This is a genomic window from Nocardia heshunensis, from assembly GCF_054782115.1.
Window position 1 is genome coordinate 879561 of the sequence record NZ_BAAGTC010000005.1, and the last position, 15315, is coordinate 894875.

General features: G+C 68.4%; 11 protein-coding genes and 1 pseudogene. 3 read left to right on the top strand and 9 right to left on the bottom strand.

Annotated features, from left to right (window positions below):
• Positions 1–61 precede the first annotated feature (61 nt).
• Positions 62–1321 (top strand): hypothetical protein, encoded by a 1260-nt coding sequence (locus tag ACYVN4_RS22940; protein ID WP_460724013.1) that lies wholly within the window; start codon positions 62–64, stop codon positions 1319–1321.
• Here ACYVN4_RS22940 and ACYVN4_RS22945 read toward each other — a convergent pair.
• Positions 1318–3588, bottom strand: a complete 2271-nt coding sequence (locus ACYVN4_RS22945; RefSeq protein WP_460724014.1) for a bifunctional serine/threonine-protein kinase/ABC transporter substrate-binding protein — start codon at positions 3586–3588, stop codon at positions 1318–1320. The two genes, ACYVN4_RS22940 and ACYVN4_RS22945, sit on opposite strands and share 4 nt — an antisense overlap.
• 108 nt (positions 3589–3696) lie before the next feature.
• Here ACYVN4_RS22945 and ACYVN4_RS22950 point away from each other — a divergent pair, with 108 nt between their 5' ends.
• The gene (locus ACYVN4_RS22950; RefSeq protein ID WP_460724015.1) at positions 3697–5622 is read left to right on the top strand and encodes a DUF6301 family protein; all 1926 of its coding nucleotides are present in this window, start codon (positions 3697–3699) and stop codon (positions 5620–5622) included.
• 87 nt (positions 5623–5709) lie between these two features.
• On the opposite strand, the gene ACYVN4_RS22955 is transcribed toward ACYVN4_RS22950, so the two are convergent.
• On the bottom strand, positions 5710–5907 hold the full coding sequence (locus tag ACYVN4_RS22955) for a hypothetical protein (RefSeq protein WP_460724016.1): 198 nt from the start codon (positions 5905–5907) through the stop codon (positions 5710–5712).
• Positions 5908–5989: 82 nt separating this feature from the next.
• Positions 5990–6571, bottom strand: coding sequence for a TetR/AcrR family transcriptional regulator (locus tag ACYVN4_RS22960; RefSeq protein ID WP_460724017.1), 582 nt, complete (start codon positions 6569–6571; stop codon positions 5990–5992).
• Positions 6572–6646: 75 nt separating this feature from the next.
• Between ACYVN4_RS22960 and ACYVN4_RS22965 the strand changes: the two genes are divergently transcribed.
• Positions 6647–7600, top strand: a complete 954-nt coding sequence (locus ACYVN4_RS22965) for a TauD/TfdA dioxygenase family protein (protein WP_460724018.1) — start codon at positions 6647–6649, stop codon at positions 7598–7600.
• 352 nt (positions 7601–7952) lie between these two features.
• Here ACYVN4_RS22965 and der read toward each other — a convergent pair whose 3' ends face one another.
• The 6 genes and pseudogenes from der to ACYVN4_RS22995 form a co-directional block, all read right to left on the bottom strand.
• Entirely contained in the window at positions 7953–9368 is a 1416-nt protein-coding gene (der, locus tag ACYVN4_RS22970) for a ribosome biogenesis GTPase Der (protein ID WP_460724019.1), read from the bottom strand.
• On the bottom strand, positions 9365–10033 hold the full coding sequence (cmk, locus tag ACYVN4_RS22975) for a (d)CMP kinase (RefSeq protein ID WP_460724068.1): 669 nt from the start codon (positions 10031–10033) through the stop codon (positions 9365–9367). Before cmk ends, der begins: the two co-directional genes overlap by 4 nt.
• 62 nt (positions 10034–10095) lie before the next feature.
• Positions 10096–10908: pseudogene (locus ACYVN4_RS22980) on the bottom strand (pseudouridine synthase); the annotation flags it as partial.
• Between the two features lie 1013 nt (positions 10909–11921).
• Positions 11922–12818, bottom strand: coding sequence for an SMC-Scp complex subunit ScpB (gene scpB, locus ACYVN4_RS22985; protein WP_460724069.1), 897 nt, complete (start codon positions 12816–12818; stop codon positions 11922–11924).
• Positions 12819–12949: 131 nt separating this feature from the next.
• Positions 12950–13888, bottom strand: a complete 939-nt coding sequence (locus ACYVN4_RS22990; protein ID WP_460724070.1) for a segregation and condensation protein A — start codon at positions 13886–13888, stop codon at positions 12950–12952.
• A gap of 104 nt (positions 13889–13992) precedes the next feature.
• Positions 13993–14889 (bottom strand): ParA family protein, encoded by an 897-nt coding sequence (locus ACYVN4_RS22995; RefSeq protein ID WP_460724071.1) that lies wholly within the window; start codon positions 14887–14889, stop codon positions 13993–13995.
• Positions 14890–15315 lie beyond the last annotated feature (426 nt).

Consider the following 15315-nt stretch of genomic DNA (forward strand, 5'->3'; position numbering starts at 1 on the left):
CCCGCGCTGTTACGGTGACCGGTAGGTAACTGACCGTTCACTCAGACCCTGGGAGCTGCCCGTGCAGCGGTACCGTCCGGTCCTCGACACCCTCGGCGCGGGCCTCGCCGCCGCCGTCGGGTGCCTGGCACTCATCGTGCCCGTCGACACCGGCTGTGCCGCCGACTCCTCGGCGCTGCAGATGACGCTGCTGACCATCACCGTGCCCCGCGCCACCGCGGCGGGCGCGGTGATCGCGGTGCTCACCGCGGTCTGCGTCGCCATGTTCGGCACCCGCGCGGCCTGGGGTACCGCCGCGGCCGCGGCCCTGGTCCTGGCCACCGACCATTTTCTGGTGACCTCGACCTCGACGAGCCTGGCCACCGCCAACTTCGTGGATTCGCTCGCGGCCGGTGTGCTGCTGGGCGCGGCCGGGGCCGCCGCGCTCGACTATCGGCCACCCGCACTGAGTTATCTGTTCGGGGCGTTGACCGGCATCCTGGTCGGCGACCACCTCGAGAACGTCATCGGCAACGGGACCAGATCACTGCTCGAACGGGCCTTCATGGATCTCCCGCCGAGCTGGTTGACCGTCCCCGCAGTAGTGTTGCTAACCATTTGCTTTCTGATCTCCCGTCGCCCCGGCGTCTACCCGACCACCTTGAATCTGCCCTTCGGTCCGGTGCTGGGCGCGGCCGTCGTGATCACCACCATCACCGTCGTCTCCGAACGGCTGGCACCGTCCACGGCAAGCATCGGCGCCATCGTGGGCGGGGTCCTCGCCATCGCCGCGGCCACCTTCCTGGGCGCGCTGCTGCTTCCCGGCCGCGACGGCACCCTCACCCTGCTCATGGTGGCGCTCGCGGCCAGCGGCAGTTCCATCAGCTATGGGGTGCAGCATCATTGGCAGGTCGGCCCGATGCTGCTGGCCATGACGCTCGGACTCGGCGCCGGCCTGCTCCGCCCGGCTCCGCTGGCCGCGGCCGTGGCGATCCTCGCGCTCGGGTTGTTCGACCTGTTCACCCCCGCCGCCGGCGACGCGGGCGCCGGGGTCGTCTTCCTCGGCAGCTGTGCCGTGGCCGCCATCGCCGGCTACAGCTTCGGCGCGATCACCACCCGCAGCGCCCCGGGAATCATTCTGCCGCTGGGCATCCTGCTGATCCCCTCCGCGGCGCTGACGCTGGGCTACCGGGTCTGCGGTCCCACCCCCTGGTTCCGCCACGCCGGCTCCGTCACGGGCAATCGCCCCGCCTGGTTCGCGCTCACCCTCGGAATCGGTGCGCTCCTGGGCATTCTCGCCCTGCGCCGCCTGCGGCCCGACCCCGTGGCCGTGGACTCCTAGGAGATCCGATACAGCCAGACCCGCGGATCGGCGGGCTCGCCGGTGGCGGTCCAGCCGTAGGAGTGGCCGATGCCGTCGGCGTGGTACTGATGCAGGTAGGTCCGCAGATCCGTGCGCTGCGCATTGCCGGACACGATGCCGCGCAGGACGATCGCGGTGAGGTCGTAGCCCTCGACGGCGAAGTTGCCCGCGTCCTCACCGGTCGCGGCCTTGTAGTCGGTGAGGAAGCGGTTCGTGGCGGGCGCGCACGAACAGTCCACGATCGTGCCGGGCCCGGCGGATCCCGCGGCATTGCGGAAGGCCGAATCGTAGTCACCGTCGCCGAGCACGAAAGGCGCTGTGACACCCGCGCTTCGGAGCTTGGTCAGCAGATCACCCGCACGCTGGGGGTAGCCCGAGTAGAACACCGCGTCCGGATGCGCCGCCGTGATGGTCTGCACCGCCGCGGCCGGGTCGGCGCCCTTGTCGATGCCGACCTGGCAATCCGGCAGGGCGGCCTTGCCCAATCCGTCGACAACCGCCGGTGTCAACGCGATCTCGTAGCCGTCGATATTGTCGCGAACCACGCAGACACGGGAGTAGCCCGCCGTGGCCAGATAGCGCCCCAAAGCCGGTCCCTGCACATTGTCGTTCGCCACGCCCCGGAAGAACCCGGACCAACCCTGTTGTGTCAGTACCGGATGCGACGCCACCGGCGAGAGAAACGGCAATCCCGCATCGTCGAGGATGTTGCCGGCCCCGATCACCTCCTGGGAGAGCGCCGGGCCGATCACCGCCACAATGGATTTGTCGGCGGCGATCTTGCGGGCCACCGGTGCGGCCGTCGTCGCGTCGCCGCCCGTGTCGAACTGTTTGACCGTGACCGGGCAGACCCGGCCCCCGCCCTGAACGAACTGGGCGACAGCCAGTTTCACGCCGCCCAGGATGCTCTCCCCCAGGGCGGAGTTGTCGCCGGAGAGCGGCAGCGCCGCCGCGATGGACACCGGCGAGCAGGGCAGGCGGCCGTCGTTCACCGGATCCTCCACCGAGGCCGGGGCGGCAAGGCTCCTGCCCTGCATATCGATCTGGGTGAGCGGGTCGAATCCGGTCAGCACCGCGGTCTGCGGAAGTTCCCCGGTGGCCGGATGCGCCGCCTTGGGTGCCGGTGCGGCGGAATCGTGTGCCGTCCAGATGATTCCGGCGGCGACTGCCAGCACGACAGCGGCAGCGGCCGCACCGGCGGCCAACCAGCGACCGCGACGGCGGCGCACCGGCGAGTTCACCTGCAGCCGTGAGGTATCCACTTCGGTGAGATCCCCGGGATCGGGCAGGGTGGCCACCAGCGCGGCGGTACCGGCCGACCCGGCCGGTCCGTCGTCGCGGGCCGCCAGCACGCGCGTCGTCTCCGACCGGCCGACGACTGCCTCGCGCGGCGGCGGCAACGTAGGTTCCGAGACATCCGAAAGCGCCTGGGCCGCAGCCTCGGCGAAGGCTCGGCACGATTCGAAGCGGGCGTCCGGACGTTTGGCCAGGCCGCGTGCCAAGACCGCGTCCAGGGCGGCCGGGAGTTCGGGTCGACGGTCGGCGAGCTTCGGGGGTGGCTGTTGCAGATGGCCCGCGATGACGGCGGCGACGGTCTCGGCCTGGAACGGTGTCGACCCGGTGAGCAGTCGAAACAGCGTGCACGCCAAGGAATACTGGTCCGACCGCTGATCCAGCGCCGCACCCGAGAGCTGCTCGGGCGAGGCGTAGGTGATGGTCGCCGCCAGCATGCCGGTGCGGGTGATCTGCGCCGAATCGTCGCGCAGCCGCCCGATCCCGAAGTCGGTCAACAGGATCCGGCGCTCCTGCCCGGCGGGCGGGCGGGTCAGCAGAATATTGGCGGGCTTCACATCACGATGGACCACACCCATCGAATGCGCGTAGTCCAGCGCCTTCGCCGTTTCGGCAATGATGTGCACGGCCTCTTCCGGCGGCAGCGTGAACGGATCCAGCGACGAGGCGTCCCCGCCGTCCACATACTGCATGGCGATCCACAGCCGCCCGCCCTCGACGCCGCGATCGTGCACGGTCACGATATTCGGGTGATCGAGCCGCGCGATCAGCTCGGCCTCCCGCTCGAACCGCGCGCGAGTCTCCTTCTCCGAGGCCAACTCCCGAGCCAGCACCTTGATCGCGATCAGCCGCGGCAGCCGCGGATGGCGGCCCAGATAGACCTCCCCCATCCCGCCCCCGCCGAGCCGCCGCTCGATCAGATATCCAGCGAATTCCTCGCCCGCACGCACCATTCGGCCCCTCGCACACAAAAACCATTCGAACCCTACCGCTTCCGGCGCGCATCGCGCTCGCCCCCGCAGCCCGCGGACATGTCACCCGGGTGGGTTAGCGTCGCTGCCATGAGGAGAGTTCCGGTGCGGGTGGATGTCGAGGGCCTGGTCCAGATCGTGCGAGCGGCAAGGGCATTCGACTGGACGTGGACTCCGGGTGACACCGAGAGGTTCGCCCGGACCTGCGGTTGGACCGCGCCGGATCGGATCGAGGAGGCCGGCGAGTACGCCCGCTTCGCCCGCACCTCTGTACACGTGTGGGATCCGTCGGCGATCTTCTGGCACGACGACGAGGGATTGCGGCAGGTGCACGTCGGAATCTCCGACAGCCCGAATCATTTCAAGCCCGAGCACACGGAATTGCTTGCCGCAGCGATGGATACCGCGGCCACCGCGCTCTCGGCCGAGTGGGGCGCGCCGACCGGCTCCGCTATCGGCGGCGACCACGGACCGGCATGGGAATTCGACGAACTGGCCATCGGCCTCACCAGCGTCCGCGACACCGTCGAACTGATGCTGCTGAGCTCTCGGACACAACGGTTCTGGGATGAGCGCCGCCAGCGGCGCGCGAGCCTGCGGGCCGGGCTGACCGACTGGGATCGATACGCCGAGTCCCTGGCCGACTACCTGGACGATCTGTACTCCGACTCCGTTCTCATCGTCGGAGCACCCGGCGGGTTCTATGCCCAATTCGCCAAGAGCGACGACCAGCTCTACGCCGAACTCAGCCAATCCGCCTTCGTCGACGAGGACCGTCGCTACGGCCCCGAGGTCGATCTGATTCTCGCCGCGGACGGATGGGCACCGCCCGGCCCATCCACCTCGAATTGGCAACGCAGCTATGCGAAACCGATCCGGACAGCCGACTACAGCCAACTGGCGTGGCGGGTCGTGGCCGGTCTGCACGCCATGGGCGTGACGGTACCGACCGACCTGCAAGCCACGGGGTGGCGCGCGGGCAACCGCGACCTCGACACAACGGCATTGCGCTGCGCGGACGATTCGCCGTGGGCGGCGGTGCGCACCGACGGCTCACACGAGGTGCCCTCGGAGCCGGAACGCCGATCCTGGTCGGACGAACTGGAACTCGATGTGCCGGGCACCCTGGCGGTGATCGAAGCCGCGTCGACCTTCGACTGGACGTGGACCCGCGCCGATGTGGAACGCTTCGCCGAACATGCGGGATGGCAGCAGCTTTCGGACCTGAAACTCGACAGGATGATCTACGGGCGTACCAGCCTCGCCCTGAGCTATCCGAAGGTCATCTTCTGGCTCGACGGCGATGCGCTGGAGCACATCCAGGTCACCATCAGCTCCGACGTATCCGACTACGACCTCGAAAGCGACTCGTACGCATACCTGAAGGACGAACTGGAGCTCACCTTCCGGGCCGCCACGCAGGGATTGCGGGACGCGCTGGGCGACCCACTGCACGGCACCCTGCGCTTCGGCAAGAATCTGTGCTGGGACCTCTCCGACGCCACGGCCGGCGTGGTCCACAACCACGACTCGATCGTCCTGGAACTCGTCGGCCCGGCCAACCGGGACAGCAGCAGTCGAATCTCTTTGCGCCACACGGTCGAACAGATCCAGCGCACCGCATGGAATCAGGCGACAGAAGACCTGGGCGCGATCATCGCGACGCTGCCGGTCGGATCCGCGCTCACCGTCACCGGAGCCGACCACTGCTCGGCCCGCTTCACGGCACTTCCGGGCCACCTCGAACTAGAACTGGACTTCCCAGACGACGCGAAACCGCCGAGCGACAGCACCGCGAAACACATGATCGGACACCAGGGCTGGACACCCCCGGACGACACCGACCCGCGCTGGCGCAAGACCCTCCCCTCCCCCGCGATGCAGCGCGACCACCACGACCTCGCCTTCAACGCGATCTGGTTCCTGCGCACGAAAAGTACCGCCGCCCCGCGAGACCTCACCCTCCGCACACATCCCCACGCCGCCATCGCCCCCGCCGCGTGGCCCTGGAGTTGAGCATCAAGATCAGGGAGTGCTCAGTGCGGGAATCTGTCCGATTTTCCTCCGTGAGTACTCCCTGATCTTGGTATTACCGGGGGAGGGTCAGAGTTGGCAGGTGGTGCTGGGGTGGAGGAGCCAGCAGATGATGGAGCCGGGGCCGGCGGAGCCCGAGTCGGCGGAGCCGGTGGTGGCGATGGGGGCTGGGGATTGCGGGGCCGCGGAGGCGGTGGCGGGGGTGGCGAGCAGGGCGGCGCCGACGGCGAGGACGCCTGCGGCGGTGCGGATCGGGTTGATAGTCACGCCAGGGACTTTAGGGACGCAGGGGGGACGCCAATATCGGGTGAATGCCCTAATTCGCAGTAGGGCAGTCGATTCCGGCTGATCAGGGGTGCGGGAGGCCCATCGCGTTCGCGGCTGCCGATTCGATTCCCTTGCGCAGCTCTGGTTCCGGGACATCTTGCAGGCCGGTGGCGAAGCGTAGGAACGGTTCGAAGAGCTGCCAGCCGAGTACCAGGGCCAGGGCGTTGGCGGCGGCGAGGTCGGCGCTGCGCTCGTCGGGGTGGTGCAGGCGGGCCTGTTCGACGACTCTGTTGACGGTCGGGAAGTGTTGCTGCAGTTCGCCTACCGGGTAGCCGTCGAGGATGGCGCGGGCGAGGACGGTCCACTGGCGGCGCATGGTCGGGTCGCCGGGTGACACGGGACCGGCGGCGACCCGCAGGGCGGTCTGGTCGGCCAGGTGATTGAGGACGGCGGCGACCAATTGTTCCTTCGCACCCAGGTGACGGAAGACCAACCCGTGGTTGACGCCCGCCCGCTTGGCGATGTCGCGGATCGAGGTGGCCGCGGGGCCGCGCTCGGCGAACAGATCCGCGGCGTGCTCGAGGACCGCGGCGACGACCGCGTCGCGGCCGATCGGGCCCTCGTTCGGGTCCGGCGAAGTTTCCGTTGCCGAGTCTGTAGTCACGCGACTACACTAGCGCATCATCGACTGTAGTCAGCTGACTACACCAGTGTTTCGACCCCACGAAGGAGCACGCGAATGACCGTCACCACCACCCCGGAAGCCCCCGCGGCCAACCGCCCGCGGTCCATGCGACTGCCCGGATACGCCGTGCGAACCGGACCTTTCACCCACCTCCTCGATGAGCACACCCGGCTGGCCGGACTCACCTGGCAGCACTTCGAGGCCCGGCAGGTCGGCGCGACCCTCGGCGCCGAGATCTCCGGCATCGACCTGACCGCCGAACTCCCCGATGCCGCGATCGACGAGATCCGGCGCGCGCTCCACGCCTACAAGGTGCTGTTCTTCCGCGATCAACCACTGACCTCGGCCGCGCACGTCGCCTTCGCCCGTCGCTTCGGCGATCTCGAGGTACACCCGTTCCTGCCGGGCAACACCGAGCTGCCGGAGCTGGTGCGCTTCGAGAAGAGCGCACAGATCGCGGGCTTCGAGAACTCCTGGCACCACGACGTGACCTGGCGCGAAACACCGTCGATGGGTGCCATCCTGCACGCCATCTCCGTCCCCGAGATCGGCGGCGACACCCTGTTCTCGGACATGTACGCCGCCTACGAATTCCTCGACGACGACACGAAGGCGCGGATCGAAAACCTCGACGCCGTCCACGATTACACGCGCGCCTTCGGCTTCGCGCTCGGCCCGGAACAGCAGGCGGAGATGCGCGCGAAATTCCCCTCGGTCCGGCATCCGGTGGTGTGCACCCACCCCGCCACCGGCCGCAGACACCTCTACGTCAACCGCGTCTTCACCGACCGGATCGAGGGTCTCGCCCCGGACGAGAGCCGCGCACTGATCGACGAACTGTGCCGCGCCGCCGACTCCCCCGAACACCAGGTCCGCCTGCACTGGCAGCCCGACACCATCGCGTTCTGGGACAACGCCGCCGTCCAGCACTACGCAGCCAGCGACTACTGGCCGCAGGTGCGAATCATGGAACGCGCCTCCATCATCGGCCCCCGCCCGGCACGCTGAGCACGGCGCATCGGCAGCGCCGGGTGGTACGGCGAAGATGCCCGTTCAGCGACCGGGTGGACTGAGGGTGGTGAACACCGCCAGCGCTCCGGACGTAGCCAGCGCGGCCTTTCCTCGGCCATATCCCGGGCGGGGCGGGCACCGGCCCGCCGCAACTGATGCTTTTCGCGTGAGCAGGATGTCACCAGACGACCGGACCGGCCCGACGCTGCACCAGCCGGGCCCGGGCCCGGGCCCGCGAAAAGCGTTGTGCGCCGGGATCAATCGCTGACGCCCGGGTGGCTGCACCCGCAGACGAGTCGGCCCGGGACACGGTTTCGTGTCCCGGGCCGAAGCGTACGTGGGTCGCGCGCTACTTCTTCTTTTCCCGCTTCTCGCGGACGCGCACGTTCACGCGCACCGGGGAACCGTCGAAGTTGAACTCCTCGCGCAGCTTCCGCTCGATGAAGCGGCGGTAGCCCGCCTCGAGGAAGCCGGTGGTGAACAGCACGAACGTCGGCGGGCGAGTGGACGCCTGGGTGGCGAACAGGACACGGGGCAGGCGGCCGCCGCGCATCGGCGGCGGAGTCGCGGCGATCACCTCCTTGAGCCAGTTGTTCAGGCGGCCGGTGGAGATGCGCTTGTCCCAGGAATCCAGGGCGAGTTCCATGGCGGGAACCAGCTTCTGGACGGCACGGCCGGTGTGCGCGGAGATATTGACGCGCTGCGCCCAGCGGACCTGGACCATCTCGCGGTCGATCTCGCGTTCCAGCATTTCCCGGCGGTCCTCGTCGACCAGATCCCACTTGTTGTAGGCGATGACGAGGGCGCGCCCGGCCTCGGAGACCATGGAGATGACGCGGATGTCCTGCTCGGTGAGCGGCTGGGAGGCGTCGATCAACATGACCGCGACCTCGGCGGCCTCGATGGCCCCCTTGGTGCGCAGCGAGGCGTAGAACTCGTGGCCCGAGGCGGTGCCGACCTTACGACGCAGGCCCGCGGTATCCACGAAACGCCAAGGCTTGCCGCCCAATTCGACCAGCGAGTCGACCGGGTCGACGGTGGTGCCGGCGACATTGTGGACCACCGAGCGCTCCTCGCCCGCCAGGCGGTTGAGCAGCGAGGACTTGCCGACGTTCGGCTTGCCGACCAGCGCCACACGACGCGGGCCACCACTGAGACCCGTTCCCTCGCGGGGCGTTTCAGGCATCACCTCGAGAATGCGATCCAGCAGGTCACCGGTGCCGCGACCGTGCGCGGCCGAGACCAGCTGCGGCTCACCCAGACCCATCGACCACAGCTCGGCGGCGTCGGCCTCGAGCTTCTGGTTGTCGACCTTGTTGGCGACCAGGATGACCGGGGTCTTGCTGCGGCGCAGCGTCTTCGCGACCGCCTCGTCCGCCGACGTCGCGCCGACGGTCACATCGACCACGACCACGACCGCGTCGGCGGTCTGCATGGCGACCTCGGCCTGCCGGGCCACCGACTGCTGCAGCCCCTTGGCGTCGGGCTCCCAACCGCCGGTGTCCTGCACCAGGAATCGGCGACCGGCCCAGGTGGCCTCGTAGGAGATGCGGTCACGGGTGACGCCGGGGATGTCCTCGACGACGGCCTCGCGGCGCCCCAGAATGCGGTTCACCAGCGTGGATTTGCCGACATTCGGGCGGCCCACGATCGCGACCGTCGGCAGCGGAATGTGTTCCGCGTCCTGCTCGCCCGCGAATTCGGCGATGTCCCAGTCGGATTCGTCCGACCAGATGCCGTCACCGGCGAAGGTGTCCTGGGTCACTGCGCGCCTCCAGCCGAAATTCGTTCGGCCACCACGCGGTACAGCTCGTCGATGACCTCGTCCTTGTTCAGATCGCTGGTGTCGACCAGCACGGCGTCCGTGGCCGGACGCAGCGGCGACACCTTGCGGGTCGAATCCAGATTGTCGCGGCGCTGCACATCGGCCAGCACGGCCTCGAAGTCGTCACCGCGACCCTCGGAAATGTTCTGGGCATTGCGGCGGAACGCGCGGGCCTCGGCGGATGCGGTGAGGTAGATCTTCACATCCGCCTCGGGCAGCACCACGGTGCCGATATCGCGGCCCTCCACCACGATTCGACCGGCCGCACCGGCGATATCGCGCTGCAGGGCGACGAGCTGCTCGCGCACCTCGGCCACCGCCGACACCGCCGACACCGCCTTGGTCACCGCATTGCCGCGGATCTCGGCGGAGACATCCTCACCGTCGAGCAGGATGACCTCACGGCTCGGATCGGTGCCGATGGTCAGCGGCAGTTCCTTGACGGCCACCACGATCGCCTCGGCGTCGTCCAGGTCCACGCCGCTGCGCAGCACGCGCAGCGTCGCCACCCGGTACATGGCGCCGGTGTCGAGGTAGCTGGCCTCGAGCCGGGTCGCGAGCTGACGCGACACGCTCGACTTGCCGGTGCCCGACGGTCCGTCCATGGCGACGACCAACTGCGCGGAACCGGTCAGTGCGCCGGTCTCGATCAGACTTCCCACACCGTTCACAACGACACCGCCTCGTAGAGCTTCCCGATTTCGTCCCGACCCAGTACACGCAGCGTGCCCGGCCGCTGATCACCCAGCGCGACCGGCCCGATATGAGTGCGCACCAACGCGATCACCGGGTGGCCGACCGCGTCCAGCAGGCGGCGCACGATGTGCTTGCGACCCTCGTGCAGCACCACCTTCACCAGCGACCTACCCTGGCCGACCTCGAGCACCTGGAAGCGGTCCACCGCGGCGGGGCCGTCCTCGAGCTCGATGCCGTTCTTGAGCAGCTTGCCGACGTCGCGGTTGTTGACCTCGCCGTTGACCGTGGCCAGGTAGGTCTTGGACACCTCGAAGGACGGGTGCATGAGCCGGTGCGCGAGATCGCCGTCATTGGTGAGCAGCAACAGGCCCTCGGTGTCGGCATCCAGGCGGCCGACATGGAACAGGCGCTGCCCGGCCGCGATCCGCTCGGCGACGATATCGCCGACACACGGGCGGCCCATCTCGTCGGACATGGTGGACTGCCAGCCCTTCGGCTTGTTCAGTGCCAGGTACACCTGCTCGGCGCGAATCACCACGCGCACACCGTCGACCCGCACGACCGCGGTCTCCGGATCGATGCGCAGGCCCTGCTCCTTGACGATCTTGCCGTCGACCTCGATACGACCGGCGTCGATCATCTCCTCGGCCGCGCGGCGCGACGCCACACCGGCCTTGGCGAGCACCTTCTGCAAGCGCTCACCCTCGCCCCACGGCAGCTTCTTCGGGCCCTGGGCCTCGACATCCACATGCTGGCGACGAGCCGGCTTGGCATTGCTGATCAGTACCGGCTGCACGGCCTGCTTGACCGGCTTGACGGTCTTCTTCTTGGCCGGAGTATTGGGCGAGGTGTGCGGGGCCAGCGGGCTACCGCCACCGATCCGCCCGCGCGAGGCATTACGGTCCTGGCCGAAACCGGCACGATCCGAACCGAATCCGGTCCGGGCTTGCCCGCCACGGCTGTCACCGCGCGCGGCATTCCCGTAGGAAGAGCCACCACGCGAACCGGAACCCTCACCGCGCGAACCGGATCCGCCGCGTGCGCCATAACCCTCGCCGCGCGGGGCGTAAGAGCCGGAGCCACCACGAGATTCGCCGTACGAGCCACCGCGGGAATCGCCACGCGAACCGCCGGAGCGCGAGTCGTACGACCCGCTGCCACCGCGGCCACCGCCGAACGAACCGCTACCACCGCGCGAATCGCCACCACGGCCGCCGCCGAACGAGCCACTTCCACCACGCGAGTCACCGCCACGGCCACCGCCGAACGAGCCACTTCCACCACGGGAATCGCCACCACGGCCACCGCCGAACGAGCCGCTGCCGCCACGGGAGTCACCACGTGAATTGCCGCCCCACGAGGAGCCGCCACGCGAGTCGCCGCCACGCGAGCCACCGGAGCGCGAGTCGGACCCGCTGCCACCGCGGCCGCCACCGTACGAACCGCTGCCGCCACGCGAGTCACCGCGAGAATTGCCGCCCCACGAGGACGAACCGCCGCGGGAATCGCCGCCACGTCCGCCGCCGTAGGAACCACTGCCACCGCGGGCGTTGCCGCCACCACGGGAATCGCCGTACGAGCCGGACCCGCCGCGCGAGTCGCCGTACGAGCTGCCACCGCGGGAATCGCCGCGGGATCCGGCGGAACCTCCGCCGTAAGAGCTGCCGCCGCGGGCGGACCGATCGTCTCCGGTCTTGCCTCGCGCGGCCCGGGAACCGCCACTGGGCGGTTCGCTGCCACGTTTCCTACGTTCCGGTGTGCCATCTCGGCGAGCGGGTGTATTCACGTTGTCCTATTTCAGTCATCGGTGCCGAGGTCGATATCCGCCTCGGCCGGTTTCTTCAGCCTGGTGTACCGGGGGTCGGTGTCCAGGCTCTCGTTGATCTCGTCGATCAGATCGACGCCCGGGAGCAGGGGGGCCAACGGCGGCAGATCCGCCAGTGACGCAAGCCCGATCCGTTCCAGGAACAGTTCGGTGGTGATGTACAGAGTGCCGTTGGTCTCCGGGTCCGCTCCGGCCTCCGCGATCAGGCCCCGCGCCAGCAGGGTCCGGATCACGCCATCCACGTTCACGCCGCGCACCGCACTCACGCGTGCTCGGGTAACCGGTTGACGGTACGCGATCACCGCCATGGTTTCCAAAGCGGCGCGTGTGAGCTTGGACCGTGCGCCGTCCAACAGCATACGTTCCACATAGGGGGCGAATTCCTGCCGCGTGTAATAGCGCCACCCATCCCCCACGAACCTGAGATCCATGCCACTGCGCCGCGCGGTCAACTCCGCCGACATCTCCCGCAGCGCCGTCTCCACCCGAATCGGATGCGCCCGCATCGCCGACGACAACAACTCCACCGGCGCAGGCGCATCCACCACCAACAACATCGCCTCGAGCGCGGAGCGAAACTCCTCCTCGCTCAACTCCTCCTCATCCTCATCGAGCTCCACATCACCCCCGCCCCGCACGGAGACATCCGACACGTCCGCGGCGAACTCCGGCTCACCCGAGCCCTCATCCACTTCGGCCACACCCACACCGGTGCGCGCCTCATCCGCAGGCGCTCCTGAGTCAACCGGTGCCGCCGTGTCCGCAGGAACTGCCGCGACCTCGGCCTCTTCAGCGACCGGTTCGGTCGCAGCCGATCCGGAATCCTGTGCCACGACATCGAGGTGCCCGGCCGATTCGCTCGTGCGCATCAGCACGGCGGGCACGGCCTGTGTCTTCGCCGCTGCAGCCGCTTCGGCGATGATCTGCTGGGCCGGGGTGAGCGCGGGCGGGTTGGGGGCGACCGGGTCCTGCCTGTCGTCTTCCGGGTTGTGCACCTCGGTCACCCGTAGTCCTCCTCGATCAGCACCGGTTGTGGGGGTAGGTTTTCCAGCTCGCCGAGCCAGCTGACGGACAGTGGGCCCAGCGGGTCGGGCTGCTCGAACTCGATGGTCTTGCCCCGGTAGAGCTCGAGCAGCGCCAGGAAGCGGGCCACGATCTGGATCGGGTGCTCGCAGTCGACGCAGATTTCGTGGAAGGTCGTCCATCCGCCCGGCCCACGGCTTTTCAGCATCTCGAGCACGAGCGCCGCCTGTTCGGCGATCGAAATCGAGTGGGCGTGGATGTGATCCAGCCCCACCCGGGGTTTCGGACGCGGCCGGAACACCGTGGCGGCGACCTCCGCGAAGCCCGCGGCGTCCACCCCCAGCGTAACCTCGGGCAACAGCGCCAGATACCGGTCCTCCAGCGAGACCGCGCGCGGATACCGTTGCAGCGCGGCCGCCTCCAGCTCGCTGAGCAGCTCGGCCACCTGCTTGAAGGCCCGGTACTGCAACAGCCGCGCGAACAGCAGGTCGCGGGCTTCGAGAAGTTCCAGATCCTCCTCGTCGGACATCTCGCCGGACGGCAGCAGCCGGGCCGCCTTCAAATCCAGCAGGGTGGCGGCGATGAGCAGGAATTCGGTGGTCTGGTCGAGGATCTTGTCGGCGCGCAGCCCCTGCTCACCGGACAGGGCCGCGGTGAGTGCCTTGGTGTAGGCGATGAATTCGTCGGTCACCTTGTGCAGCGCGATCTCGGTGACATCGAGTCGGCGCGAGCTGATCAGCTGCAGCAGCAGATCGAAGGGGCCCTGAAAGTTGGCCAGGTTCAGGTGAAATTTGCCCGTCGAGTCCGAATTGTCCGATGCGGCGGCCTGGTTCGGGACGGACGCGGTCTTCGGCGCCGGGGCAGTATCCGCAACCGGGACAGCAGCCGGGACCGGGACAGCGCTCTCCTCCGGCACGACCGTGCCGGAATCGGCGATATCGCCGAGCACGTCACCGCCCCCGGGCAGCGCCGTATCCGCGTCCGCCGGGTCGTGCGCGGACGCCGTGTCGAAAGAATCGCTCAACGGCCCGACCGCTGGATGACTTCCCGCGCCATCGCCCGATACGCCTCCGCACCACCGGATTTCGGAGCCCAGGTGGTGATCGGCTCACCCGCGACACTGGCGTCCGGGAAGCGCACGGTGCGCGAGATGACGGTGTCGTACACGAGGTCGCCGAACACCTCGACCACGCGCGTCATGACCTGACGCGAATGCAATAGGCGGGCATCGAACATGGTGACCACGATGCCGTACAGCACCAACTCGGGATTCAGCCGGTCCCGCACCTTCTCCACGGTGTCGTTGAGCAGCGCCAGGCCACGCAGCGAAAAGTATTCGCACTCCATCGGAATGACGACACCGTCGGCGCAGGCCAGGGCATTGATGGTGAGCAGGCCCAGCGAAGGCTGGCAGTCGATGAGGATGTAGTCGTAGCGATTGCGCAGCGGCGCGAGCGCCCGGCCCAGCGTCTGCTCGCGCCCCACCTCGTTGACGAGCTGGATCTCCGCCGCCGACAGGTCGATATTCGACGGCAGCAGATCCATGCCCTCGACCTTGGTGTTCATCAGCACGTCGTCGACATTGACCTTGCCCGGCCCGACCAGCATGTTGTGCACGGTGACATCCAGATCATGGTGCGCCACACCGAGACCCGCCGACAGCGCGCCCTGCGGATCCAGATCCACCAGCAGCACCTTGCGCCCGTACTCCGCCAGCGCCGCACCGAGATTGATCGTCGAGGTGGTCTTGCCGACGCCGCCCTTCTGATTACACATGGCGACGATCAGCGCCGGCGCGGTGTGATCGGGCTCGGGCGGCTCCGGAATCTCGCGCAACGGGCGACCCGTGGGACCGACCTGCTTGCTGTCGTGCACCACATCGGGTGCCTCCCACAGCGTTTGCGCGGCGGTTTCGATCCGCTGGCCCGCACCACCGGTAGTCGTCACGTCCGCTGCTCCTTCGACGTTCCTGCCCTTAACCCCCGCCCACCGACCTGCCGTGGACGACGCGCCCGGCCGCGTGTGCGAACCGGTCCATCTAGACGCTACCGCCTGTTCGCGCCGGACCAACGCTCGGACACGCACTGTAAACCTGCACTTCAGGGCTGGTAAGGGTGTCCTAGCTCAGCCGTCTGACCAGGCCCGGACACTCTCGCGTTGTGGGACAGCAGATTACGGGTTCCCAAGCATGTTCCCAGCAGATCAGACCAGATACCCCCGATTCCGTCCCAATCACGCCGAATCCACAGCCACCGACCTTGGATACACTCCGCCCGTTCAAGACAGCGATTCTCCGGGGGGCAAGATGTCCAAAGGCGTTCGGATCGTCGGCGCGTTGTTCGG

Bases quoted from the DNA above. Each gene is read 5' to 3' on its own strand.
- ACYVN4_RS22945 (WP_460724014.1), bottom strand. From the start codon at position 3,588: ATGGTGCGTGCGGGCGAGGAATTCGCTGGATATCTGATCGAGCGGCGG.
- ACYVN4_RS22950 (WP_460724015.1), top strand. From the start codon at position 3,697: ATGAGGAGAGTTCCGGTGCGGGTGGATGTCGAGGGCCTGGTCCAGATC.
- ACYVN4_RS22965 (WP_460724018.1), top strand. From the start codon at position 6,647: ATGACCGTCACCACCACCCCGGAAGCCCCCGCGGCCAACCGCCCGCGG.
- cmk (WP_460724068.1), bottom strand. From the start codon at position 10,033: ATGGACGGACCGTCGGGCACCGGCAAGTCGAGCGTGTCGCGTCAGCTC.
- scpB (WP_460724069.1), bottom strand. From the start codon at position 12,818: ATGCGCACGAGCGAATCGGCCGGGCACCTCGATGTCGTGGCACAGGAT.